Origin of the sequence: Amycolatopsis sp. (genome assembly GCF_036008905.1) — a bacterium.
Taxonomy (GTDB): Bacteria; Actinomycetota; Actinomycetes; order Mycobacteriales; family Pseudonocardiaceae; genus Amycolatopsis.
Genome location: NZ_DASYMU010000006.1, coordinates 1 through 23,897 on the forward strand (window position 1 = coordinate 1; position 23,897 = coordinate 23,897).

Annotated in this window: 21 protein-coding genes and 2 tRNA genes; 14 read left to right on the forward strand and 9 right to left on the reverse strand. The window is 67.5% G+C overall.

Going from position 1 to position 23,897, the window contains the following annotated elements; all coding sequences use genetic code 11:
• Nucleotides 1-140 precede the first annotated feature (140 nt).
• Both VGP60_RS00570 and VGP60_RS00575 read left to right on the forward strand, forming a co-directional pair.
• Nucleotides 141-674: a lipoprotein gene (locus tag VGP60_RS00570; RefSeq protein ID WP_327545807.1), complete on the forward strand. Its 534-nt coding sequence runs from the start codon at nt 141-143 to the stop codon at nt 672-674.
• Nucleotides 675-708: 34 nt separating this feature from the next.
• A complete protein-coding gene (locus VGP60_RS00575) occupies nt 709-1,479 on the forward strand; it encodes a fumarylacetoacetate hydrolase family protein (protein ID WP_327545808.1) in 771 nt (256 codons plus the stop codon).
• Here the strand turns inward: VGP60_RS00575 and VGP60_RS00580 are convergent.
• Entirely contained in the window at nt 1,476-2,705 is a 1,230-nt protein-coding gene (locus VGP60_RS00580) for an FAD-dependent oxidoreductase (RefSeq protein WP_327545809.1), read from the reverse strand. The genes VGP60_RS00575 and VGP60_RS00580 overlap by 4 nt on opposite strands.
• A 152-nt stretch (nt 2,706-2,857) precedes the next feature.
• On the opposite strand from VGP60_RS00580, the gene gltX reads away from it, so the two are divergent.
• From gltX to VGP60_RS00600, 4 genes are all read left to right on the forward strand, one after another.
• Nucleotides 2,858-4,336 (forward strand): glutamate--tRNA ligase, encoded by a 1,479-nt coding sequence (gene gltX / locus VGP60_RS00585; protein WP_327545810.1) that lies wholly within the window; start codon nt 2,858-2,860, stop codon nt 4,334-4,336.
• Nucleotides 4,337-4,541: 205 nt separating this feature from the next.
• Nucleotides 4,542-5,261 carry an HAD family hydrolase gene (locus tag VGP60_RS00590; protein ID WP_327545811.1) on the forward strand — a complete coding sequence of 240 codons (720 nt, stop codon included), beginning with the start codon at nt 4,542-4,544 and terminating at the stop codon, nt 5,259-5,261.
• Nucleotides 5,262-5,326: 65 nt separating this feature from the next.
• A tRNA-Gln gene (locus tag VGP60_RS00595) sits at nt 5,327-5,398 on the forward strand.
• Between the two features lie 70 nt (nt 5,399-5,468).
• A tRNA-Glu gene (locus VGP60_RS00600) sits at nt 5,469-5,541 on the forward strand.
• Between the two features lie 438 nt (nt 5,542-5,979).
• Here the strand turns inward: VGP60_RS00600 and VGP60_RS00605 are convergent.
• Complete coding sequence (locus VGP60_RS00605) at nt 5,980-6,408, reverse strand: helix-turn-helix domain-containing protein (RefSeq protein ID WP_327545812.1); 429 nt, start codon at nt 6,406-6,408, stop codon at nt 5,980-5,982.
• Nucleotides 6,409-6,488: 80 nt separating this feature from the next.
• Between VGP60_RS00605 and VGP60_RS00610 the strand changes: the two genes are divergently transcribed.
• A complete protein-coding gene (locus VGP60_RS00610) occupies nt 6,489-7,898 on the forward strand; it encodes an MFS transporter (RefSeq protein WP_327545813.1) in 1,410 nt (469 codons plus the stop codon).
• Nucleotides 7,899-7,960: 62 nt separating this feature from the next.
• Here VGP60_RS00610 and VGP60_RS00615 read toward each other — a convergent pair whose 3' ends face one another.
• The 3 genes from VGP60_RS00615 to VGP60_RS00625 all read right to left on the reverse strand — a co-directional run bounded on the left by VGP60_RS00615 (nt 7,961) and on the right by VGP60_RS00625 (nt 10,562).
• Nucleotides 7,961-8,905: an alpha/beta hydrolase gene (locus VGP60_RS00615; protein WP_327545814.1), complete on the reverse strand. Its 945-nt coding sequence runs from the start codon at nt 8,903-8,905 to the stop codon at nt 7,961-7,963.
• 174 nt (nt 8,906-9,079) lie between these two features.
• Nucleotides 9,080-9,676 (reverse strand): QsdR family transcriptional regulator, encoded by a 597-nt coding sequence (locus VGP60_RS00620; RefSeq protein WP_327545815.1) that lies wholly within the window; start codon nt 9,674-9,676, stop codon nt 9,080-9,082.
• Between the two features lie 184 nt (nt 9,677-9,860).
• Nucleotides 9,861-10,562 carry an IclR family transcriptional regulator gene (locus VGP60_RS00625; RefSeq protein ID WP_327545816.1) on the reverse strand — a complete coding sequence of 234 codons (702 nt, stop codon included), beginning with the start codon at nt 10,560-10,562 and terminating at the stop codon, nt 9,861-9,863.
• Nucleotides 10,563-10,722: 160 nt separating this feature from the next.
• On the opposite strand from VGP60_RS00625, the gene leuC reads away from it, so the two are divergent.
• From leuC to VGP60_RS00645, 4 genes are all read left to right on the forward strand, one after another.
• Nucleotides 10,723-12,147: a 3-isopropylmalate dehydratase large subunit gene (gene leuC, locus VGP60_RS00630; RefSeq protein ID WP_327545817.1), complete on the forward strand. Its 1,425-nt coding sequence runs from the start codon at nt 10,723-10,725 to the stop codon at nt 12,145-12,147.
• Nucleotides 12,148-12,162: 15 nt separating this feature from the next.
• Nucleotides 12,163-12,765, forward strand: coding sequence for a 3-isopropylmalate dehydratase small subunit (leuD, locus tag VGP60_RS00635; RefSeq protein ID WP_327545818.1), 603 nt, complete (start codon nt 12,163-12,165; stop codon nt 12,763-12,765).
• 229 nt (nt 12,766-12,994) lie between these two features.
• Nucleotides 12,995-13,675: an HU family DNA-binding protein gene (locus VGP60_RS00640; RefSeq protein ID WP_327545819.1), complete on the forward strand. Its 681-nt coding sequence runs from the start codon at nt 12,995-12,997 to the stop codon at nt 13,673-13,675.
• A 238-nt stretch (nt 13,676-13,913) separates the two neighbouring features.
• Nucleotides 13,914-16,643 (forward strand): AfsR/SARP family transcriptional regulator, encoded by a 2,730-nt coding sequence (locus VGP60_RS00645; protein ID WP_327545820.1) that lies wholly within the window; start codon nt 13,914-13,916, stop codon nt 16,641-16,643.
• A 160-nt stretch (nt 16,644-16,803) separates the two neighbouring features.
• Here the strand turns inward: VGP60_RS00645 and VGP60_RS00650 are convergent, their stop codons facing one another.
• From VGP60_RS00650 to cofC, 3 genes are all read right to left on the reverse strand, one after another.
• Nucleotides 16,804-17,760, reverse strand: coding sequence for an NUDIX hydrolase (locus VGP60_RS00650; protein WP_327545821.1), 957 nt, complete (start codon nt 17,758-17,760; stop codon nt 16,804-16,806).
• Complete coding sequence (locus VGP60_RS00655; RefSeq protein WP_414640261.1) at nt 17,757-20,084, reverse strand: RNA degradosome polyphosphate kinase; 2,328 nt, start codon at nt 20,082-20,084, stop codon at nt 17,757-17,759. Before VGP60_RS00655 ends, VGP60_RS00650 begins: the two co-directional genes overlap by 4 nt.
• A 79-nt stretch (nt 20,085-20,163) precedes the next feature.
• Nucleotides 20,164-20,784: a 2-phospho-L-lactate guanylyltransferase gene (gene cofC / locus VGP60_RS00660; protein WP_327545827.1), complete on the reverse strand. Its 621-nt coding sequence runs from the start codon at nt 20,782-20,784 to the stop codon at nt 20,164-20,166.
• A 150-nt stretch (nt 20,785-20,934) separates the two neighbouring features.
• Here cofC and VGP60_RS00665 point away from each other — a divergent pair, with 150 nt between their 5' ends.
• The 3 genes from VGP60_RS00665 (at nt 20,935) to VGP60_RS00675 (ending at nt 23,400) form a co-directional block, all read left to right on the forward strand.
• Nucleotides 20,935-21,642 carry a lysophospholipid acyltransferase family protein gene (locus VGP60_RS00665; protein ID WP_327545823.1) on the forward strand — a complete coding sequence of 236 codons (708 nt, stop codon included), beginning with the start codon at nt 20,935-20,937 and terminating at the stop codon, nt 21,640-21,642.
• Nucleotides 21,639-22,664 carry an NAD(P)H-dependent glycerol-3-phosphate dehydrogenase gene (locus VGP60_RS00670; RefSeq protein WP_327545824.1) on the forward strand — a complete coding sequence of 342 codons (1,026 nt, stop codon included), beginning with the start codon at nt 21,639-21,641 and terminating at the stop codon, nt 22,662-22,664. The genes VGP60_RS00665 and VGP60_RS00670 overlap by 4 nt, the downstream gene beginning before the upstream one ends.
• Before the next feature lie 256 nt (nt 22,665-22,920).
• Nucleotides 22,921-23,400 (forward strand): cysteine dioxygenase family protein, encoded by a 480-nt coding sequence (locus VGP60_RS00675; protein ID WP_327545825.1) that lies wholly within the window; start codon nt 22,921-22,923, stop codon nt 23,398-23,400.
• A 12-nt stretch (nt 23,401-23,412) separates the two neighbouring features.
• Here the strand turns inward: VGP60_RS00675 and VGP60_RS00680 are convergent, their stop codons facing one another.
• Nucleotides 23,413-23,796 carry a VOC family protein gene (locus VGP60_RS00680; protein WP_327545826.1) on the reverse strand — a complete coding sequence of 128 codons (384 nt, stop codon included), beginning with the start codon at nt 23,794-23,796 and terminating at the stop codon, nt 23,413-23,415.
• Nucleotides 23,797-23,897 lie beyond the last annotated feature (101 nt).

Genomic DNA, 23,897 nt, shown 5'->3' on the forward strand with positions numbered 1-23,897 from the left:
TCTAACACTGTTACGCACTCACGACCACAAGAATGTCAACCGATTAAAACCATTCCCCATTCACCCCCGGTAAAGCGCCTCCGATAGCGAATGTTCTATGGTGATCTTGGGTCGGGGAATCACCAAAAGGGGGTTGTTCAATGCGGAACAAATCAGTTGCATTAGTGGCCGGGTTCACTTTCGCCGCGGTGGCACTGGCCGGTTGTGGATCGGACACCAAGGAAGCCGCCAAAGCCGGCGCCGAGGTCGGGCCGCCGGGGTCGGCCTGTCCGATGCCCGTCACCTTTTCCACCGCGGACAAGTGGAAGGCGGACGTCGCGGAGCAGGACTTCACCACGGGTGGGGTCAAGCTGCTCTGCGAGATCGACGCCAAGCCCGCGGGCAGTGTCGGTTTCATCCGGGTTTGGCAGGCCGCCGGCGTCACCGATGCGAAGGCCGCGCTGGAAAAGTTCACTTCCGGCGAGATCGGGCGTGACCAGAAGTACACCGCCGGACCGCTGTCCGGGTCCGAGGTCGAGTACGTGAAGGGTTCGGATTCACCCGCGCGGGCGCTGGCCGTTCCCGCCGGTGGCGGAATCGTCGTCGTCTCGGTGGGCGCACTGAGCAAGGACCTCTTCGAGAAGAACCTGCCCGCCTACGAATTGGTCAAGTCCGGCATCAAGGCGACCGCCTAAGGAATACGGGTTAGCCGCACGTAGACTCATCCGCGTGCGCCTAGCCCGTATTGCTCATCCTGGTGGTGTCGCGTTCGCTTCCGTCGAAGGTGACGGAGACGACATGCAGGTACTGGAGATCGCCGAACACCCCTTCGGCCAGCCGAACTTCACCGGTAAGCGCTGGCCGCTGGCCGACGTGCGGTTGCTGGCCCCGATCCTGCCGTCGAAGGTGATCGCGGTCGGCCGTAACTACGCGAAGCACGCTGCGGAGTTCGGCAACGCCGTCCCGGGCGACCCGATGCTCTTCATCAAGCCGTCGACGTCGGTCATCGGGCCCAACGCGGCCATCAAGCTCCCGAAGGCTTCGGAGCACGTCGACTTCGAGGGTGAACTGGCCATCGTCATCGGCCAGCCGGTGAAGAACGTCTCCGCTGCCCGTGCCGCGAGCGTGGTCCTCGGGTACACCGTGGCCAACGACGTCAGCGCCCGTGACCTGCAGAAGTCCGACGGCCAGTGGGGCCGCGCCAAGGGTTTCGACACGTTCTGCCCGCTCGGCCCGTGGATCGAGACGTCCATCGACGCCTCGGATCTCGCGCTGCACACGCAGCTCAACGGCGAACTCAAGCAGGACGGCCGGACCTCCGACCTCGTGCACGGCATCCCCGAGCTGATCGAGTTCATCTCCGGGGTGATGACGCTGCTGCCCGGTGACGTGATTCTGACCGGCACCCCGGAGGGCGTCGGTCAGATGTACGACGGCGACGACGTGTCGATCACCATCGAGGGCATCGGCACCTTGTCGAACCCCGTTCAGGCGGGCTAAACCGACTGGCGTCGGGCGAACTCCGGAGCATGCTCCGGCCGGAGCCCGACGCCGATCACGTAGGCGGGCACGGCCGAAAGTGCCGGGAACCGCCCGAGCAGCTTGATCATCACCGGCGGCGGCCCGTTGCGCTCGCCCCGCATCACCGGCCCCAGCACCGCCCGGTGCAGCAGCCGCTGGATGCCCTGCACCAGTACGGTCGGCAGCAACCGCCGGGTACGCACCTTCGCGAGGTCCTTCTCCGTCGGACGGCCACGGCGCAGCCGCCCGGCCAGCAGATGTGCCGTCGCCACCGCGTCCTGTACCGCCAGGTTGATGCCGACGCCGCCGATCGGTGACATCGCGTGCGCGGCGTCGCCGATGCAGAGCAGGCCGTCGGCGTGCCAGCGGTGCAGGCGGTTCAGCCGGACGTCGAGATGCTTGACGTCGTCCATCGACGCCAGCTTCCCGACACGATCGCCGAGCCACGGGTACAGCGCGGCGATGCCTTCGCGGAACTTCTCGACGCCGGCCGCGCGCAGCTCGGCGTCGTCACCCTTCGCCGACAGGTAGGCGATCTGGAAGAAGCCGCGCCGCGGTAGCGCGATGGCGAACCGCTTGTCCCGCATCTGCGGCGTTATCGAGCTCGGGTCGCCTTCTTCCCGCGGCAGCCGGAACCACCACGCGTCGAACGGGACGTCGTATTCCTTGGGCGTCAGGTTCGCGAGCCGCCGGGCGATCGACCAGCGGCCGTCGCACGCCACTGTCAGGTCGGCCCGCAGTTCGCCTTCCGTGCCGTCGGCGGTGCGGTACGCCACCCCGGCGACCCGGCCGTCCTCGCGGAGCAGGTCCGTGACCTCGGTGTTCATCCGGAGCGTGAACGTCGGTTCGTCTTTGGCCGCGGTCGCGAGCAGGTCGAGCAGGTCCCACTGCGGCACCATCGCGATGTAGGGGTGGGTCACCTTCAGCCGTCCCAGATCGCCCAGCACGAGCAGTTTGTTGTCTTCGCGTGGGAAACCGATGCTGGTGATCCTGCTCTGCGGCAGCGCGGCGAACTTCTCGCCGAGGCCCAGTTCGTCGAGCAGTTGCAACGTCGTCGGGTGCACGGTGTCGCCGCGGAAGTCGCGGAGGAAGTCGTTGTGCTTCTCCAGCACGGTCACCTCGACACCGGCCCGTGCCAGCAACAACCCCAGAACCATGCCTGCCGGACCGCCTCCCGCGATCACGCAGGTCGTGTGCTCGTTCATGGTGATCCCCTCTTTTTCATCGATTGTTGAATAAATTCAGCATGCACCCGTCCCGTCCCGTGCGTCAAGCCCACCCGTCTCCCGCCCCCGCCCTCTCAAGGAGACGCTCCGCGTCGCTGCCTTTTCTTGCCGCCAGATACGCTGATCGGGCTATGACTGAGACCACTGGTGTACGCGCGCGCTTCTGCCCATCGCCGACCGGAACCCCGCATGTCGGGTTGATCCGCACGGCCCTGTTCAACTGGGCTTTCGCCCGCCACCACGGCGGCACCCTGGTGTTCCGGATCGAAGACACCGACGCCGCGCGCGACTCCCAGGAGTCCTACGAGCAGCTGCTCGACGGCCTGCGCTGGCTCGGCATCGACTGGGACGAGGGCCCGGAAAAGGGTGGCGAGTACGGCCCGTACCGGCAGAGCGAGCGTCGCGAGATCTACGCCGACGTCGCCGCCCGGCTGCTCGCGGCCGGCGAGCTGTACGAGGCCTACTCGACCAACGAAGAGGTCGAGGCGCGTCGCAAGGCCGCCGGGCAGGACCCGAAACTCGGCTACGACAACTTCGACCGTGACCTCACCGGCGAGCAGCGCGCGGCGTTCGTCGCCGAGGGCCGCAAGCCGGTGCTGCGCCTGCGCATGCCCGCCGAGGACCTCGCCTGGACCGACCTCGTCCGCGGTGACATCAGCTTCCCGGCCGGTTCGATTCCCGACCCGGTACTGGTGCGCAACAACGGCGAGCCGCTGTACACGCTCACCAACCCGGTCGACGACGCGCTGATGCGTATCACCCACGTGCTGCGCGGCGAGGATCTGCTCCCGTCTACGCCGCGTCAATTGGCGCTCTACCAGGCGTTGCGCCGGATCGGCGTCACCGATTTCACGCCGGAATTCGGCCATTTGCCGTACGTGCTCGGCGAGGGCAACAAGAAACTGTCCAAACGGGACCCTTCTTCGAACCTCTTCAACTACCGCGAGCGCGGATTCATCCGCGAGGGCCTGCTCAACTACCTGGCGCTGCTGGGCTGGTCCATCGCGGACGACCACGACATCTTCAGCGTGGACGAGCTCATCGCGGCGTTCGACATCGCCAAGGTCAGCGCCAATCCCGCACGATTCGACCTGAAGAAGGCCGAGTCCATCAACGGAACCCACGTTCGGGCTCTCCCGGCCGAAGAATTCGTGACGCGCGTGATTCCCTATCTCGCCACCGGTGGTGTTCTGCCTGAACAGCCCAGCGAGGAGCAGCTGTCGAAGCTGCGCGCGATCGCGCCGCTGGTGCAGGAGCGCGTGACCGTGCTCTCGGATTCCGTTGCGATGCTTCGTTTCCTGTTCGTCGACGAGGAAACCTTTGCCCCGGAAGAGGATGCGGCCACCAAGGTGCTCGGTCCCGACGCCGAGCCCGTGCTGCGTTCGGCCCTCGAGTCACTCGAAGCGCTGCCCAAGTGGGAGACGTCCGCGATCGAAGAGGCACTCAAAGACGCCCTTGTGGACGGTCTGGGCCTCAAGCCCCGCAAGGCTTTCGCGCCCGTACGCGTCGCGATTACCGGCCGAACCGTTTCACCGCCGCTGTATGAGTCGATGGAACTGCTCGGACGCGAGGTTTCCTTAGGCCGGTTGCGCCGCGGGATCCCCCAGTAACCATTGGGTTTCGTCCCACCAACTGGGAGTAGTACTGAGGCGGCGAAACAGTACCGCCTTATTCACCTCGTTGGACGAGTCGGTGAGTGCGATGTTGACCTAGCCTCGCAAGGTGGATTCCGCGCTTGCCCCCCAGTCCCCTTCGCAAGCCGCCCCGGCTGCCCCCGAATGCTCCAATCCGTGGTCGCCACCAGAGCTCGCTCTGGTGTGTTTGGACATTGACGACACGCTGATCGACTGCACCGCGGCCATTCGCCGCACCCTGCACGCGCTGACCGGCCGCGCCGACATGTGGCCGCTCTGGGATCTGATCACCGAAGAGCACGTGGCGATGGTCGTCGCCGGGACACTCGAGTACGCCTCCATGCACCATCGGCGTACCGAGTGTTTCCTCGGCGAACTCGGGGTCGTCGCCGACGCCGCGGACGTGGCGGGTTTCGAGCGCCGCCGCCTCGACCTGCTCTCGACGTCCTGGCGGCTGTTCGACGACGTCCTGCCCTGCCTCGAGTGGCTACGGGCCGCAGGCGTGCTGCTCGCTGCCGTGACGAACGCCTCCGGCGCGCACCAGCGGAAGAAGCTCGCCGATCTCGGCCTGGCGCCCTACTTCGACCACATCGCCATCGCGGGCGAACTGGGAGTAGCCAAACCGGACCCGGTGATGTTCGGCTCAGTCTGTCTCGCGCTGGGCTGTGATCCGAGCGAGACCGTGCACATCGGCGACAAGCTCGACACCGACGCCATCGGCGCCCGCGACGCCGGACTGGGTGCCGTCTGGCTCGATCGGGACGAGACCGGCCTGTCCGCACCGGCCGACATCCACGCCATCTCGGGCCTCACCGAGCTCCCTGAGCTGCTCGTTTCCGAGTTCGCCCGGGTCGGGGTGCCCGCGCAGCGACGCAGTCCGGCCCCCGCTGCCAGCCGGTGAAACCGCGTGCTCTAGTATTTCATCCAGTGGTGCTGAGCCGGGCCAGTCCTGGGAAAGCACCACATTGGGGTATGGTGTAATTGGCAGCACGACTGGTTCTGGTCCAGTTAGTCTAGGTTCGAGTCCTGGTACCCCAGCTGCAGAGAGTGAACCTACCTCTGGTAAGTTCTTCTTCGCAACAGAGAACAACAAGAACTGAATATCCTAGCCCCCGTCGTCTAGCGGCCTAGGACGCCGCCCTCTCACGGCGGTAGCGTGGGTTCGAATCCCATCGGGGGTACAAGCAAGAGCGCCGGTCCGCATAGCGGGTCGGCGTTTTGTCTTGCCGAATTCTTTCGACGGCGGGGATCGACTTGTGAGTACCGCGCCGCGATTCGCGATACGTGAGTCCTCTGGGAAATCGCCACTCGCATGGTGAGTGATGCGTACGACTTTTTCACCGGGACTCGCCATTCCGACCGTGGCGGCTACTCGCTTACCCCCGTGAAGGCTATAAGTCCACTATGGACGCCGTGGTGACGGCCATCCGCGACGCCGGTTCCGAGATCGTGTTCGGCTGATCATGAAATACGTCAAGGTCAGCGTTGTAGAGGGCTCGGGCTTCCTGCTCGACCCCGAGGCGTATCTCGCGGTGCTCCCGCGGATCGCCCCCGAACTGCCGCCGATACCCAGGGTCCGCAACCACCGCCATCTGTCGACAGATGGCGAAGTCCAGGGCTCAGGCGTCGGCGCGGACGTCGTAGTGGGCGCGGGCGGTGGCGATCTCGTTCTGGTGTTCTTCGGTCCAGGACACCAGACTCTGGATGGTTTTGAGCAGCGTCGCGCCGAGCGGGGTCAGCGCGTACTCGACGCGGGGCGGAACGACGGGGTGGACCGTGCGCTCGACCAGGCCGTCGCGCTCCAGGTGCCGCAGGGTGGTGGTGAGCATGCGCTGGCTGATGCCGTCGATCTTCCGGCGCAGTTCGGTGAAGCGCAGGGTGCTCAGCGCGAGATGCGAAATCACCAGCAGCGACCACTTGTCCGCGATGCGGTCGAGGATCTGGCGGACCTCGCAATCCTCCCGCGTGTCCCACTGGAGGATGTCGTACTCGTCCTCGGTTATTTCACAGTGCGTCGGTGAGTTCAAAGTGCCTTCTTCCACGCTCATCGATATTGCCGCAGTATACGAACGGTTACAAGAGGGAACCGACCCTCATGGGGGTAACCGACTTTTCTGAGGAGCCGTTGATGAACGGGCGCGCTTGGGGTGTGCTTTTCGTGCTGTGCGGCGCGATCTTTCTCGAAGGGATCGACGTCGCGATGGTGAACGTGGCGCTGCCGTCGATCCGCGCTGATCTTGGTTTGTCCACCGCGATGCTCAGCGGAGTGGTGAGCGCGTATGTGCTCGGCTACGGCGGTTTCATGTTGCTGGGCGGCCGGGCGGCGGATTTGTTCGGCAGGCGAAGGATGTTCCTGCTCTGGCTGGTCGTCTTCCTGCTGTTCTCCGGTTTGGGCGGGTTCGCGACCGAGGGCTGGATGTTGCTGCTCGCGCGGTTCGTCACCGGGGTGGCGGCCGGATTCCTGACGCCGGCGGGACTTTCGATCATCACCACGAAGTTCGCCGAAGGGCCACAACGCAACAAGGCCTTGCTGGTTTACGCCGGGACGGGCGCGGCGGGCTTTTCGCTCGGGCTCGTCATCGGCGGGGTGCTCACCGCGATCGACTGGCGCTGGGTGTTCTTCGCGCCGGTGTCGCTTTCCGTGGTGCTGCTGATCGCCGCCGTTCCCCTGATCGAGGACGACGGCCGCCCGGCGCGGGTTCCCGGCGGCACCGACATCGCCGGGGCGACCACGGTGACCGGCGCGATGCTTCTCCTGGCGTACACCGTGGTCCGGCTGGAACATCCGGGTCAGGGCTGGGACTGGACGTTGTCGTCGTTCGTCGCCGGGCTGCTGTTGCTGGCCGCGTTCGTGGCCATCGAACGGAGATCGGCCGCTCCGTTGGTGCGCCTGGGGATCCTGCGTTCGGGGCCGTTGGTGCGGGCCAACCTCGGCGCGCTGCTGTTCGCCGGTTCGTTCTTCGGGTTCCAGTTCCTGGCGACGCTGTATCTCCAGGAGTTGCGCGGCTGGTCGACACTCGAGACCGCGCTCGCGCTGCTCGCTGTCGGCGCTGACGCCGTTCTCGCGCCGACACTCACGCCGTGGCTCGTGAACCGGTTCGGCACCGGGCGGGTGACTTTCGGCGGACTGGTGCTCGCGGCCGTTGCCTACGCACTGTTCCTTCCCGCCGACGTCGACTGGGCGTACGGCGCGATGTTCCCGACCATGATCGTGCTGGGCTTGGCTTTCGCGCTGGCTTACGGCCCGCTCACCATTGTCGCGACCGACGGCGTCGCCGAAGCGGAGCAAGGCCTCGCCGGCGGCTTGCTGAACACGTCGTTCCAATTCGGCGCGGCACTGGGACTTTCCGTGGTCACAGCGGTCCATGTCGCGGTCCTCGGCGAGGGCGGGTCGGCGGAGGCGTGGCTCGGGGCGTTCCGTGCGGCGTTGCTCGTCCCGGTTGTCGCGGCCGGGCTCGCCGCGATCGTGATCGCTTTCGGGCTCCGGCGCCGGAACGCGCCACTGCCGCTCGTCGACGCGTTGGCGGCGGCGCCGTAGATCCGTTACGACACAGTGCCTCGCCGTCCGAGCGGAACGGCGAGGCACGTGTCAGCGGTGGATCAGGAGGTGTGCGGGCAGTTTCCGCGGTAGTCGGAGATGGTCGTGCTCGTCCGGGGGAGCGGGCAGAGGAACTGTTCGTAGCGGGTGTCGTTGTCGATGAAACGCTTCAACCACGAAATCGTGTACTTCGCGATCGTCGTGTTGGACGAGTTCGGGGCGAAGTGGCTGGCGCCCCGCAACTCCAGATATGCCTTGTCCAGCGACGAGGACAGGCTGGTGTAGAACGGGATCGAGTGCGAGGACACCGGCGCGACGGTGTCCGACTGCGCGCCCACGACCAGCGTCGGCACCCGCACACTGGACCAGTTCTTCGTGAGGTTCCAGCCGGTCAACGGAATGGCCGCCTGCAGGGCGGGCCGGGATCGGGCCGCCTCGAGTGTTCCGCCGCCGCCCATCGAATGCCCGACGACGCCGAGCCGGCTCGAGTCGATGCGGGTGCGCACCGAACTCTGCTGGGTCAGGTAATCCAGCGATGCCAGCAACTGGCGGCCGCGGCTGTCGGGCTGGTCGGACGTCGAGTTCGTGTCGATGGTGAAGACCACGAAACCCTGTGACGCCAGTCGCGGGCCCAGCCAGGCCATGCTCGACTGCGTCGCGGTGTAGCCCGGCGCGATGGAGACAGCGCCGAACGTGCCCGCCGATGTGCTGGTGGGGTAATAGATCGTGCCGCCGCCGAAGCCCGAAACACTGGGCCGGGAAACGGTCTGCGTCGAAGTGGCGAAGCTTCCGAGTGAGGCTTCGATACTGGACGTGGTCGGGGCCGGACCTCGCTCGTAGGGATTGTCGGCGGCGAGCGCGGCCGGCGAAGCCGCGACCGTCCCACCGGCGATGGCGACCGCCGCGGCGAACACCGCGGCGGATCGGGTCAGCCAGGATTTCCTGGGCGACCTGCGGGTTTTCTCACCTGAGCCGGGCAACATTGACGGGCTGGCGAGTGCTGTCATGAATGACCATCTCCATTTTTTTCGGGCACGACGAACAGACCCTGCCGAACGATGGATAGGAGCTCTTTGCGACACGCGGTCGCAGTGTGACCGCGACCTCAGTGAAACAGTTGGCTGAAGTGTTTCACAACCGGCCGAACGGGTGAGGGAATTCCCGGCGGAAAAGCGCTGTGGCTAGCCGACTTTCGACGCGAGCGCGCCACCGACGAGCGCGTCGAGCAGCGTCGTGGCGACGTCAAGATCGACCGTCCGGGCCGCGAGTGTGTCGGCGTACAGGAACGATTCACCGAGCCTGACCACGGCGAAACTGAGATCGTCCAGGCCCACCAAGGGTTTCAAACCGGCATCCTCGACATCCCGCCGGAAGAGATCCACATGGGACGCGACGAGCCGCGGCTGGATGCGGCCGCGCGGATCGGTGAGCACCCGCAGCGCGACGGCGGGCTCGGCGTCGATCAGCTGGCGCATGCCCTCGCTGCCGGCGACTTCCTGGCGGTAGTCCTCCATGATCCGGAGGCAGCGCAGCCGCCCGTCCGGCGTCCGGGAAGCGGCGCCGTACTCGGCTTCCCAGCGTCCGATCGCCTGTGACCACGTGCGATCCGACAGCGTCCAGAGGCCTTCGCCCATGAGGTCTTCGCGATTTCCGACGCGGCGGAACAGCGTCGCGCGCGAGATGCCGAGCTCCGCCGACATCCGGCTGAGGTCGAGCCGGGTCCCGCGAAAGAGCAGTTTCGCCGCGTACCGGACGATGTCCTCAGTGGAAACGGTCACAGCGCGGAGCTTAACGGGCGGCGGGATCAAGGGACCTTTACTGCCGTCCGGCGGGAGCGTGGGACCTTTACTATCGCGCGGCGGGAGCGTGGGAGCTTTACTACCGCGAAACGGCAGTAAAGCTCCCTTGATACCGCTTTTTCTGAACTCCTGAGGTTGGTGGGGTTTCTGGGGTTCTAGAGGGCTACAGGCGTTCCTGGAGCGCGTCGGCGGCCGCGAGGAGGTCGGCGGCCCAGCGGGCCCCGGGTTTGCGTCCTATGCGCTCTATGGGCCCTGAAACGGAAACGGCCGCGACGACCGTCCCGGACGAATCCCGGACGGGCGCTGAGACACTCGCCACTCCGGGCTCGCGCTCGGCCACACTTTGGGCCCAGCCACGGCGACGGACCTCGAGCAGCGTGCGTTCCCCGTAGACCGCGTCGGTCAGGATCGTGCGCTGCGTGTGCGGATCCGACCACGCCGCAAGGACCTTCGCGCCCGAACCGGCCGTCATCGGCAGCCGCGACCCGACAGGCACGGTGTCGCGCAGGCCGCTGGGCGGCTCGGCCGTCGAGACGCAGACCCGTTGCACGCCATCACGCCGGTACAGCTGAACGCTTTCCCCGGTGATGTCACGCAGTTTGGGCAGGATCGAGCCCGCCGCGTCGAGCAGCGGGTCGGTCGAACCGCCCGCCAATTCCGACAGCGCCGTGCCCGGCCGCCACCGCCCGTCGGGCCCGCGGCGCAGCAGCCTGTGCACTTCGAGGCCCACCGCCAGCCGGTGTGCGGTGGCTCGCGGCAAACCTGTCCTGGTGCACAGTTCCGCGAGGCCACATGGATCTTCGGCCACTGCCTGGAGCACGGCCACTGCCTTGTCCAAGACTCCGATACCGCTATGCTGTCCCACGACGCGATACTATCTTCCCGAAGTTTGGGAAGTCCAGATCCTGGGAAAATCGAACTCGAGTCGCGGATCGACCTGGGCCCAGCCCGTCTCGTCCGGCGCACGATCCCGGCGGTTACGGCCGAGTTCCTTTTGCTCCCACCAACCTCTTGGAGGAGCCCTGATGGCCAGTTCCAGCAGCGCGCGGGGCCGCACGATGGCGGAGAAGGTGTGGGAGTCCCACACCGTCCATCGAGGCGAAGGCGACGAACCGGACCTGCTCTACATCGATCTCCACCTGGTGCACGAAGTCACCAGCCCTCAGGCATTCGACGGGCTGCGGCTCGCCGGCCGCCCGCTCCGGCGGCCCGACCTCACGATCGCCACCGAGGACCACAACGTCCCGACGATCGACATCGATCAGCCGATCGCCGACCTGGTGTCTCGCACCCAGGTCGACACCCTTCGCAGCAACTGCAAGGAGTTCGGTGTCCGCCTGCACCCGATGGGTGACGACGAGCAGGGCATCGTGCACGTCATCGGCCCGCAGCTCGGCCTGACACAGCCCGGAATGACCGTGGTGTGCGGCGACAGCCACACCTCCACCCACGGCGCTTTCGGCGCGATCGCGTTCGGTATCGGCACTTCCGAGGTCGAACACGTGATGGCGACCCAGACCCTGCCGCTCCGTCCATTCAAGACGATGTCGATCACGGTCGACGGTGACCTCGGACCGGGCGTGACCGCGAAGGACATCATCCTCGCGGTGATCGCGAAGATCGGCACGGGCGGTGGCCAGGGTTACATCCTCGAGTACCGCGGCAGCGCGATCGAGGCACTGTCGATGGAAGCCCGCATGACGGTCTGCAACATGTCCATCGAAGCGGGCGCCCGTGCGGGTTTGATCGCGCCGGACGAGACCACCTTCGAGTACCTCCAGGGCCGTCCGCACGCGCCGAAGGGCGCCGATTGGGACGCCGCGGTCGAGAACTGGCGGGAACTCCGCACCGACGACGACGCCGTCTTCGACGCCGAAGTCCGCCTCGACGCCAATGAACTCACCCCGTTCGTGACCTGGGGCACCAACCCGGGACAGGGCCTGCCGTTGAGCGCCAGCGTGCCCGACCCCGAGCTCATCGCCGACGAGAACGAGCGCTTCGCCGCGGAGAAGGCCCTGTCCTATATGGACCTGGCCCCGGGTACGCCGCTGCGTGAGATCGCCGTGGACACCGTCTTCCTCGGCTCCTGCACCAACGGCCGGATCGAGGACCTCCGGGCCGCCGCGGACGTCCTGCGCGGGCACCACGTCGCCGATTCCGTGCGGATGCTGGTGGTTCCGGGCTCGATGCGGGTCCGCCAGGCGGCGGAAGCCGAGGGCCTCAACAAGATCTTCACCGACGCCGGTGCCGAGTGGCGCCAGGCCGGGTGCTCGATGTGCCTCGGGATGAACCCCGACCAGCTCAAGCCGGGTGAGCGCAGCGCGTCGACCTCCAACCGCAACTTCGAGGGCAGGCAGGGCAAGGGCGGCCGGACGCACCTCGTCTCCCCGCTCGTGGCCGCCGCGACAGCCGTGCGCGGCACCCTTTCCTCGCCCGCAGACCTGATCTGAGTAGGAGCACCACTGATGGATCCCTTCACCACCCACACCGGCGTCGGCGTGCCCCTGCGCCGGTCCAACGTGGACACTGACCAGATCATCCCGGCGGTCTACCTGAAGCGCGTAAGCCGCACCGGTTTCGAGGACGGGCTCTTCGCCGCCTGGCGGGGTGACGAGCACTTCATCCTCAACCAGGAGCCCTTCCGCCAGGGCAGTGTCCTGGTCGCGGGCCCCGACTTCGGGACCGGTTCCTCACGGGAGCACGCCGTCTGGGCCTTGATGAACTACGGCTTCCGCGCGGTCATCTCCGCCCGCTTCGCCGACATCTTCCGGGGCAACTCCGGCAAGCAGGGACTGCTGGCGGCCCAGTGCGAGCAGGCCGACGTCGAGCAGCTGTGGAAGGTCCTCGAGAACGACCCCGGTACCGAGGTGACTGTCGACCTCGAGTCGAAGACGGTACGAGCCAAGGACTTCGTCGCGCCCTTCTCGATCGACGACTACACCCGCTGGCGGCTCCTCGAAGGGCTCGACGACGTCGCCCTGACGCTCCGACACGCCGCAAAGATCGATTCATTTGAGGCAGCCCGTCCCAGCTGGAAGCCTGTGACCACCCCATTGGCTGCCCCGTAGGGGAAGAATTCCCTGCTCAGCAAGGGAATCGGTACCCCGTCAGGAACCCCTGAAACAGCACCGAACGGTACCTCTGGAGACCCGGAAGGGGTCCCTCAAGAGGCGGAATCGCCCTCGAGATAAGGGAAATTTCCGCGCGCCGTTTGGAATTTGTGCTGCATTGGTAATACCGTGTGCGACTAGTCGGCCGACGTGGCCGTGTACATGTAGTTCTTCTTGGAGGACGGGAATGGCCAACAAGGCTCAGCTCATCGAGGCGCTCTCCGAGCGTTTGGGCGACAAGAAGGTTGCGTCTGAGGCTGTCGACGGCCTCGTCGACATCATCATCCGCACGGTCAACAAGGGCGAAAAGGTGAACATCACCGGCTTCGGTGTGTTCGAGAAGCGCGCCCGCGCCGCCCGCACCGCTCGGAACCCGCGTACCGGCGAGACCGTGCGCGTCAAGAAGACCAACGTGCCCGCGTTCCGCGCCGGCACGACCTTCAAGGACGTTGTGAGTGGCGCGAAGAAGCTCGCCAAGGCCACCGTGGTGAAGCGCGCGACGGCCACCGCCGCCGCCGCGAAGCCGGCCGCCGCTCGCACGACCACGCGCACCACCGCCACGAAGGCGGCCGCCAGCCGCCCGACCGCGACTCGCAGCACCACCACGCGGACGCCGCGCGCGACCACCACCAAGGCGACCGCCACCAAGGCGACCACCACCAAGGCCGCCGCCGCGAAGCCCGCCACCGCCAGGGCGACCGCTTCCAAGGCCACGGCTGCCAAGGCCGCCCCGAAGGCGACCGCCGTCAAGGCGACCGCTGCCAAGAAGCCGGCCGCCGCCAAGGCCGCGCCGAAGGCCGCTGCCAAGGCACCCGCCGCGAAGGCGCCGGTCCGTAAGAAGACCACCGCCGCGGCGAAGAAGAAGTAGTAACCGCTCTACGAGCGATTTGCCGGCAGGGCCCCGCGCTGAGCGCGGGGCCCTGCCGCTCGTTTCGGGGCCGGTCCCCGGTGTCCGGTTCCGCCAAGGGCGCACAGTAATTTGTGTTACGGACTTGAGCGGGCGCCGCGGTGGTGCGACGCTGCCTGCGCAAGGACCGCGGACACCGCGAACATATGGAGGGGCAGCAACCATCGACATCCGCCTTCTCGGCCCCTTCCGGGTTTCCGTGGACGACCGCACCCTTTCCCTGACCAGCAGCCGCCAACGGGCTCTACTCGGCACACTGGCCCTTTCCGCCGGGCGCCTGGTATCCGTGGACGCGCTGGCCAGGTGCGTCTGGGGTGAGGAACTGCCGGAGCGGATCCGCGGGAGCCTGCAGACCTATGTGATGCGCTTACGCCGCCATCTGGGCGAAGAAGTCGTGATGACCGAACCCGACGGATACCGGCTGGCGGTGGATCCGCTGGCGGTGGACGCGTTGCGGTTCCTCCGGCTTCTCGACGTCGCCGCGGAACAGGGCGACCCCGAGTCCGAGCGCGGCATGCTCGCCGAAGCGATCAAGCTTTGGGGCGGGGCACCGTTGGAGGGCGTCGGATCACCGGCGCTGACCGAGGATTGGGCTCCGCTGCTGACCGAGCGGTACCTGTTCGCCGCGGAACGGCGGATCGACCTGGACGCGGGGATCGTGCCGGATTCCGAGCTCGCGGCGGAACTCACCGATCTGGTCGCCCAGCATCCGCTGCGGGAATCGTTGTGGGAGCGCCTGGTCCGGGTGCTCGCCCGGTCGGGCCGCCGCGCCGAGGCGCTCGCGCGCTACGCGAAACTCCGTGAGCTCCTCGCCGAGGAACTGGGGGTGGAGCCGGGTGCGCGTCTGCGCGGGCTGCACGCCGAGCTGCTGTCTTCGGACGTGGAACAGGAACAACAGCCCGCGCCGATGGCCGTGCAGGTGCCGAGACAGCTTCCCTTCGACGTCGCCGCCTTCACCGGCCGGGACGCGGAGATCGCCCAGCTGGACGGATTCCTCGCCGGACAGCAGGGCAGTTTCACCTCGATCGCGGTGATCGAGGGCACCGCGGGCGTCGGCAAGACCTCGCTGGCAGTGCACTGGTCGCACCGGGTGCGGGACCGGTTCCCCGACGGTCAGCTGTTTCTGGACCTGCGCGGACACTCCGCCGGGACCCCGGTGACCCCGGATGGCGCACTGGCGCGGATCCTGCGTTCGGTCGGTGTGCTCGCCGACGGCATTCCCTCCACAGTGGAGGAACGATCGGCGATGCTCCGCAGCAGGCTGGCCGGGGCGCGGATGCTGATCCTGCTCGACAACGCCCACGACGCCAACCAGGTTCGCCCGCTGCTGCCCGGATCGGGGAACCTGGTCGTGGTGACCAGCCGCAACCAGTTACGCGGTCTGGTGGCCCGTGAGGGGGCAAAGCGGCTCGCCCTGAGATCGTTCGACAAGCGCGACGCGACAGCGCTGCTCGCCGGAAGTGTCGGCTACGCCCGGCTTCAGGCCGAACCCGAAGCCGTCGAAGAGCTGGCCGAGTTGTGCGGGCGGCTGCCGTTGGCGCTCGCACTCGCGGGCGAACGCGCGTCCCGGTTCTCCGATCTGTCGATCGCCGGGATCGTCGACGAGCTGCGCGACCAGCGTGTCCGCCTCGACGCGCTGCGCGACCCCCAGGACGCCGGAACCGATCTTCGCGCCGCGTTCTCGTGGTCCTACAACGCCTTGCGCCCGGCGGCCGCGCGCCTGTTCCGGCTGCTGAGCCTGCATCCGGGCGTGGACATCAGCCTGCCGACGGCGGCGGTGCTGGGGGACACGACCGTGCGCGAGGCCAGGGAGCTGTTGGACCAGCTGGCTTCCGCGCATCTGCTCAACCAGCCGCGCGCCGATCGCTACCAGTTCCACGACCTGCTGCGGGTCTACGCGGTGGAACGGGTGGAGCTCGAGCACGCCGAACCCGAACGCGAAGCTTCGTTGCGGCGCCTGCTCGACTGGTACCTCCGGACGGTGGCCGAGGCGAACAACTGGGTCCGGCCCGATCTCCTGACCGAAGACGTCGTCGTGCCGGAGTCCGCCGGCCCGGAGATGCGCTTTTCCGATCACGACGCGACGACGACCTGGTACGTCGCGGAACGGGCGAACCTGGTCGCCTTGGTGTCCGCGGCCGAACGGCACGGCTGGGCGACGCACGCGTGGACTCTCGCCTGGCTCCTGCGCGGGCTTTTCGCCGAACGCCACGACCAGGACGAGTGGGTCGGCACCGCCGCGGCCGCGGTCCGCGCCACCCGTTCGGCCGGTGACCTGCTGGGACTGCAATACGCGGCGAACAACCTGGGCTCGGCGCATTTACGCGGCTGGCGCAGCGACGAGGCATTGGCGGCGTTGGAAGAAGCGCGGAAAGTGTCGGTCGAAACGGGAGGGAGCGTCGTCACCGTCGCCATCCTCAGCAATCTCGCCGGGAGCTATTATCTCGGCAAGGAATACGAGAAGGCTTATCAACACGGCCTGGAAGCCGCGCACACCGCACGGGCGACCGGCCAGGCGCCGTATATCCCGCACGCATTGCTCAACGTCTGCGCGAGCTGTATCGGGATGGGGAAATTCGACGAAGCCGTCGAACACGGACTTGCCGCTTATGGCGCTTTCCACGAGCAGGGCGACCGCTACCATTCCGCGCTCGCGCTGGACAACCTCGGCGAGGCACTCACCGGATCGGGCCGCTACGCCGAGGCACAGGAGAAGTTCGAGCACGCGATGGCGCTGCTCGGCGAACTCGGCGCCGATCACGCGACCATCGACGTGCTCATCAACATGGGACGGCTGAAGGCCGAATTGTCCCAGTACGCCGAGGCGGCGACGCACTGGGCCGAGGCGCTGGACGTGAGCGAACGCCTCGGCGACCCCCGTACCGCTGATATTCGGGCTCTGCTGGCGACGCTGCCCGCGAGCTCCTGACCTTCCCCGGTCCGCACAGGCGTCGGAGGGGATGCGCCGCACCCCTAGACCGGCGCATCCCCTCGAAACGCGTGTACCGGACTAGTAGATCAGCGAGCACTGTCAGCCCACTGTCACGTGACTGACTGCCTTTCGCCCGCTGAACGGGTGTGGGTCAGGGTCAGGGGCGGGCGGGTTCGGGGAGGGGGAGGGCGCTGGCGAAGTAGTCCGCCGCGACGAGTTTCGGGCTGTCGTTGCCGGCGGCAGGGAGGAACGAGAGGACCCACAGCGAGCCCTTCTTGCTCGGCAGCGCCCCGCGCTTCGACGCGGTGATCTCGACACCGTCGCGGTCGGCGAGCGCGCTGATGGCGTCCGGGATGACCCCGCCCTGGCTGCACACCACCGGAGTGCCGCCGTCGCCGGCGATGGCGAGCAGGCGCGCGAGGGCGAGCACCGGGTCCGGCCAGTAGCCCTCCTCCGACAGCAACGGCTCGTGCCGGACCTCGATGCCCAGATCGTCGGCGACACCTTGGACCGTCTTCACGCATCGCAGCCGTGGCGCGGAGAGCACCCTGTCGACGCCGAACGCCGGCAGCAGCGCCCGCAGCGCCTCGGCCTGGCGCAACCCCGTGGCGGCGAGCGGGCGGAGGTCGTCGTCGCCGCTCCACTCGTCGCGCTTGCCTGCCTTCGCGTGGCGCACGAGCAGCACCTTGGCCAGCTCGGCGGGCAGCGCGTAAAAGGTCCGGACCACGTCGACGTCGCCGTGCCGGGTCAGCAGTCCCTCGGCCTCGACGGCGTCGACCCAGCGCAGTTCGTCCACTTCGTCGTTGACGGCGAACTCGCCGCCGACGGCCTGCGCGCTGAAGTAGTCGACGGTCTTGTCGACCATGCCTTCACCGCCCCGGTTGGCCACCTCGTAGCCGACCTTCGCGAGATGACGGCCGAGGATCGCGTGGAAACCGGTCTCCTCCAGGATCTCGCGCACCGCTGTCGCGGCGATGGTCTCGCCGGGATCGACCTTGCCCTTGGGCAGCGACCAGTCGTCGTAACGCGGCCGGTGGACGAGCGCTATCCGCAGCGTCTCGCCCGTCCCGCGCCACAACACGGCGCCGGCGGCCCGGATTTCCCGATCACTCACCCGTTTGCTCCGTGCTGCACGGTCAGTTCCGCCTGGTGATCACGGACCTGCGAGCCGTCGGCGGGTGCCGGGGCCCATTCGCCGCTGGCGTTGAGTTCCCAGCACCGCGTGTTCGGGTGCATCGCCGAATCGAGGACGTCGTCGAGCTGCGCGGTGAGCTTCGGGTCCTTGACCCGCACGAGCGCTTCGATGCGCCTGTCGAGGTTGCGGTGCATCATGTCCGCGCTGCCGATCCAGTAGGTGTTGCCGGCGCGGAAGTGGAAGACCCGGGAGTGCTCGAGGAAACGGCCGAGGATCGAGCGCACCTTGATGTTCTCGCTCAGTCCTTCGACGCCCGGCTTCAGCGCGCAGATACCGCGCACGATCACCTCGACCGGCACACCGGCCTGCGACGCGTGATAGAGCGCGTCGATGATCTGCTCGTCCACCAGCGAGTTGCACTTGATCCGGATGCCGGCCTGCTGGCCCGCCCTGGACAGTTCGATCTCTTCGCCGATGCTGCGCAGGATGCCCCGCCGGATGCCGTGCGGCGAGGTGAGGATGTTGCGGTAGGTGTCCTGCCGTGAGTAACCGGTGAGCACGTTGAACAGGTCGGTGAGGTCCGCGCCGATCGTCGGGTCGGCGGTCAGCAGGCCCATGTCCTCGTAGAGCCGCGCCGTCTTCGGGTTGTAGTTGCCGGTGCCGATGTGGCAGTAGCGGCGGAGTGTGGTGCCCTCCTGGCGGATGACCATCGACACCTTGCAGTGCGTTTTGAGGCCCACCAAGCCGTAGACGACGTGCACCCCGGCGCGCTCCAGTGTCCGCGCCCAGGTGATGTTGGCCTGTTCGTCGAACCTCGCCTTGATCTCGACCAGCGCGACGACCTGCTTGCCCGCTTCGGCCGCGTCGATCAGCGCGTCGACGATCGGCGAATCACCCGAGGTGCGGTACAGCGTCTGCTTGATCGCCAGTACCTTCGGGTCGGCCGCGGCCTGCTCGATGAACCGCTGCACGCTCGTGGAGAACGAGTCGTACGGGTGGTGGACCAGGACGTCACCCTCGCGAAGTGTCGCGAACACGCTCTTCGGCGTCTCGCGCTCGCCGAACGCCGGATGCGTCGCGGGCACGAAAGGGCGGTCCTTCAGTTCCTTTCTGTCCACACTGGACAGCTGGTGCAGGCAGGTCAGGTCGATGAGCCCCGGCACCTCGACGACGTCGTGCGGGTCCACCTCCAGCTCACGCAGCAGCAGCTCCAGCATGTGCTCGCTCATGTCCTGCGCGACTTCCAGCCGCACCGGCGGCCCGAAGCGGCGGCGGGCGAGCTCGCGCTCGAGGGCCTGCAACAGGTCCTCGTCGCGGTCTTCTTCGACCTCGAAGTCGGCGTTCCGGGTGACTCGGAACACGTGGTGCTCGATCACCTCCATACCGGTGAACAGCTCGCCGAGATGCGCGGAGATCAGTTCCTCGAGCGGGATGAAGGTCGCCGTCCGGTTTTCGCGCTGCTGTTCGATGCGGATCAGCCGGTGCACGTTGTTCGGCACCTTGACACGGGCGAACCGCTCGGTGCCGCCCTCGGGGTCGCGAACGGTCACCGCGAGGTTGAGCGAGAGCCCGGAGATGTACGGGAACGGGTGAGCCGGGTCGACGGCGAGCGGCGTGAGCACCGGGAAGATCTGCTCGCTGAAGTAGTTGGACAACCGCAATTGGTCTTGACCAGTGAGATCGGCCCAGCCGACGATCCGGATGTTCTCCTCGGCGAGCTGCGGGCGCAGGTGCAGCTCGAACGCGCCGGTCTGCCGCTCGACGAGGTCCTGGTTGCGCTTGGCGATGTAGGCCAACTGCTCCCGGGGCGTTAGGCCGTCCGCGCTGCGGACCGAAAGCCCGGTCTCGTCGCGGCGCTTCAGCCCGGCGACCCGGACCATGTAGAACTCGTCCAAATTGGACGCGAAGATGGCGAGGAACTTGGCCCGCTCCAGCAGCGGCTGGGACTCGTCCTCGGCCAGCGCGAGCACGCGGGCGTTGAAATCCTGCCAGGACAGTTCCCGGTTGAAGTATCTGTCGTCGGGCAGCGTCTGCGCGGGCATCGTCGACGTCGGCGTGACAGCGGGCGGAGCGGACGGGACGGCGTGGAAGTCCTGCACCGGGCGGCTCGCCGAACCACCACGGGTCGCCCGGTTCTTCACGGGAGGAACCCGCTTCGAGCCGTTGGACGCCGAGGCCGTCTTGGTTTTGGCGGCAGGGGCCTTCGCCGCGGCGGGGGTCTTGGCCCGTCGTCGCGGCGCGGAAGCCGAGCCGTCCTTGGCGGAATCCGCTGTCGCCGGTGTAGTGCCTTCGTCGTTGCTCACGAGGCCCATTGTTCACCACTTGGGGCCCCGATGCGCACACCTGAATTCGACGTGCGGGTGAACTCCTGTTCGTCCTTGGTTAAAGTGGTAAACAGCGGGCGCCCAAGATCACCGCGGTGTGTTTTCCGACACCGATCGAGCACGCGTGGATCAGATCGCCCGATGTGTCCACATCGCTACGCAGTGACTCCACTTCGAGCTGGAGCGGAACAGCACCCGATTGGGTGTGCGCGAACGCCGAACCGACGCCGAATCGCGGGTCGAGCGGGCCGCCTGGCGCCGACAGCAACAGGGTCGTGCCGGTGCCCTGCCTGTCGGCGGTGAAGGCCCGGCGGCCGGCCGCTTCGGCGAGCGCGGCTGTCAGATCCGCGGAACGCAGAGCGGGCAGATCGGCCTGGAGCGCGCCGACCGTCGACATGGCGTCGTCGCGCCGGAGCACGGACTCGCCGTGCCGTAACGCGGCGTTCAATCCATGCGCGCCAGGCGGTTCGCGGATGATCTCGACCCCGAACAGCCGCAGGTCGTCGAGCGTTTCCGGGTCGGTGGCGACCACGAGCACGCGGCGCACGCCGGTGGCCGAGGTCACCGCGGACAGCGTGTCGGACGCCAGCGCCAGGACGAGCTCGGCATGTCTCGCGTCGTCATCCGGATAGGCCAGCGCACCGCGCAGCCGGGACTTGCCCACGCGCGGGGGTTTCATGGGGACGATCAGGTCCACGGGAGGAGCCACCTCACCATCATTGCCGAATTCGCGCGGACGTGGCGGAGCGAGGTCACCCTTCCTGGACCACCGCCGTGGGCGCGCGGCAGGATCAGGGCGGGATTCGTGACGAACATCCGAGGAGGAGTCGTGGCCCGGCGTGAGAAGGGCGGCTTTTGGGTTGGCGCCGCCGCAGCGATGTTCTACCCGGCGACCATGCTCGGCCGCCGGGTCTACCTCAATGCCGAGCGCATCCCGCGGGAAGGCGCGGCGCTGCTCGTGCTGAACCACGTCTCGCATATGGACCCGGCCGTCGACGCCGTGTTCGTGCACCGGCAGAAGCGGGTCCCGCGGTTCCTCGCGAAGGAAGCCGTCGCCAAGGCCCCGGTGTTCGGCAAGATCTTCATCGGCTCGGGCGGCATCCCGGTGTACCGCGGCACCACCGCGGCCGGCGACAGCCTGCGCGCCGCGCACCAGGCGCTCCAAGAGGGCAAGATCGTCGTCATCTACCCCGAGGGCACCATCACCAGGGATCCGGAGGGCTGGCCGAAGCGCTCGTACACCGGGGCCGCGCGCCTCGCGATCGAGAACGACGTCCCGGTGATCCCGATCGCCCGCTGGGGCACCAACTACATCTTCAACGGCTACACCAAGAAGCTCCGGCCGTTCCCGCGCCGCACCGTGACGCACAAGGTCGGTCAGCGGATCGACCTTTCGGGCTACCGCGGCGCGTCGACGAAGAGCGCGTCGGTACTGCGCGAGGTGACCGAACTCATGATGGCCGAAGTGACCGCGCTGCTGGGCGAGATCCGCCAGGAGCAACCGCCGAAGAAGAACACGACAGAGGAAAATTCATGACGGTGGTCCGGGAAGACGTGCAGCGCATCACCGTCCTCGGGGCGGGTTCGTGGGGCACGGCGTTCGCCAAGGTGCTCGGCGACGCCGGCCGTGACGTGACGATGTGGGCCCGCCGCCCCGAGGTCGCCGAGGAGATCACCTCGGCGAACACGAACAACTCGTACCTGCCCGGCGTCGCGCTGCCCGGCCGGATCACCGCGACGGCCGATCCCCGGGCCGCGCTGGCCGGCGCCCAGGCGGTGGTACTGGCCGTGCCGAGCCAAAGCCTGCGCGCGAACCTGACCGAGTGGCGCGGGATGCTGCCGCCCGAGGCGATCCTGGTCAGCCTGGCCAAGGGGGTCGAGCTCGGGACGCTGAAGCGGATGAGCGAGGTCATCACCGAGATCGCCGAGGTCCGGGACGGTGAGGTCGTGGTGGTCTCGGGGCCGAACCTGGCCCGGGAGATCGCGCAGAGCCAGCCGTCGGCGGCGGTGATCGCCTGCGCCGACCACGAGCGCGCGGTGGCGATCCAGAAGGCGAGCTTCAACCAGTACTTCCGGCCGTACACGAACACCGACGTCATCGGGTGCGAACTCGGCGGGGCGTGCAAGAACGTCATCGCGCTGAGCTGTGGCATGGCGGCGGGGCTCGGGCTGGGCACCAACACGATGGCGACGCTCATCACCCGCGGGCTCGCGGAGATGGCCCGGCTGGGGACGAAGCTCGGTGCCGACCCGCTGACGTTCGCCGGGCTGGCGGGAGTTGGCGACTTGGTGGCCACGTGCTCGTCGCCGTTGTCGCGCAACCGGACCTTCGGTGAGCACCTCGGGCGCGGCGAAACCGTCGAGCAGGCGCAGCTCGCCGGTGGCGGGCAGGTCGCGGAGGGCGTGATGTCGTGCCAGTCGATCCGGGAGCTGGCGATGAGCCTCGGCGTGGACATGCCGATCACCGACGCGATGTTCCGCGTCTGCCACGAGGGCGTCGACCCGCGCAAGGCCGGTGCCGAACTCCTGGGCCGCTCCCAAAAACACGAGTGGTCCTAGCGGCTGCAAAGTGGCATGAACGGACCTTTCATCTCGAAAATTGAGATGAAAGGTCCGTTCATGCCACTTGCCCAGAGGGTGGGACGGGTTGACGCGGGTGGGGGTGGCTGGTTCGCTTGACGGCATGTTGGCGCGACGAATGACCGTGTGGCCGGGTCTCATGGACCTGAGCCCGGTTTCGTGTGCGCTGTGCCTCTGTTGTCGGTGAACCCAGCCCTGACCCTGTAGGCAACCCCCCATTCCACTGAGGAAAACCATGTTCGCCGTTCCTGACAACACGCTTGTTGTCGCCGAAAACCCGGCCCTGCGTCATCCCGTCCGCGTCGCGATCGAGTTCGCGGCGGATCGCGACAGCTGGCGCCACCTGCTCCGGTACGACCCTGACCAGCGCTTTTCGGCGCTCATCGAAAGCGATGAGCAGCAGGAAGTGTGGCTGATGAGCTGGCTCCCGGGGCAGCACACCGACCTGCACGACCATGCGTTCAGCGCCGGCGCGTTCACCGTCGTCAGCGGCCAGTTGAGCGAGACGGTGGCCCGTCGCGCGCCGGACGGGCGGGCGGTGACCGAGCGGCACGCGCTGGTCGCGGGGCAGTCGCGGGTGTTCGGGCCCGGGTATGTGCACGAGGTGCGCAACGAAGGGCCGGACACCGCTGTCAGCGTGCACGTCTATCGCGGTGGTGGCCGGGAAATGCGGCCGTACCACCTCGACTCGCACGGCGGCCCGGTCCGCGTCTAGGTCTAGGTCGGGTCAGTCGCCCGTGGCTGCCTTCTCGGCGGCGCTGCGGAGGATGCAGAACTCGTTGCCCTCGAGGTCACCGAGCACGGCCCAGCCCTTGCCGTCGGGCCTGCGGCGGTCGTCGAGCAGCGTCGCGCCGAGCTTGAGCAGGCGCTCGACCTCGACGTCACGCGGTACATCGGGCACGAGACAGAGGTGGAGCCGGTTCTTGATCGTCTTGACCTCGGGAACCTGGTTGAAGAACAGCCGGATGCCGTTCCCGAGCGGGACCAGCACCTCCGGGTCGCCGGGCTCGTCCTCGTCGTCGACCGGCTTGCCGACGACCTCGCTCCAGAACTGGGCCAGCTCGTACGGGTCGGCGCAGTCGATGATCAGGTTCTCGACGAGAGACGGCACGTGACTCCTAGGCGTGAGAGCGGACTTCCGGCCCCGGAGATTACGTCAATCCGCCCCACCCGCAACCGAATTTCGCCCGGCCTGGGTGGGTGGGTCGTGAG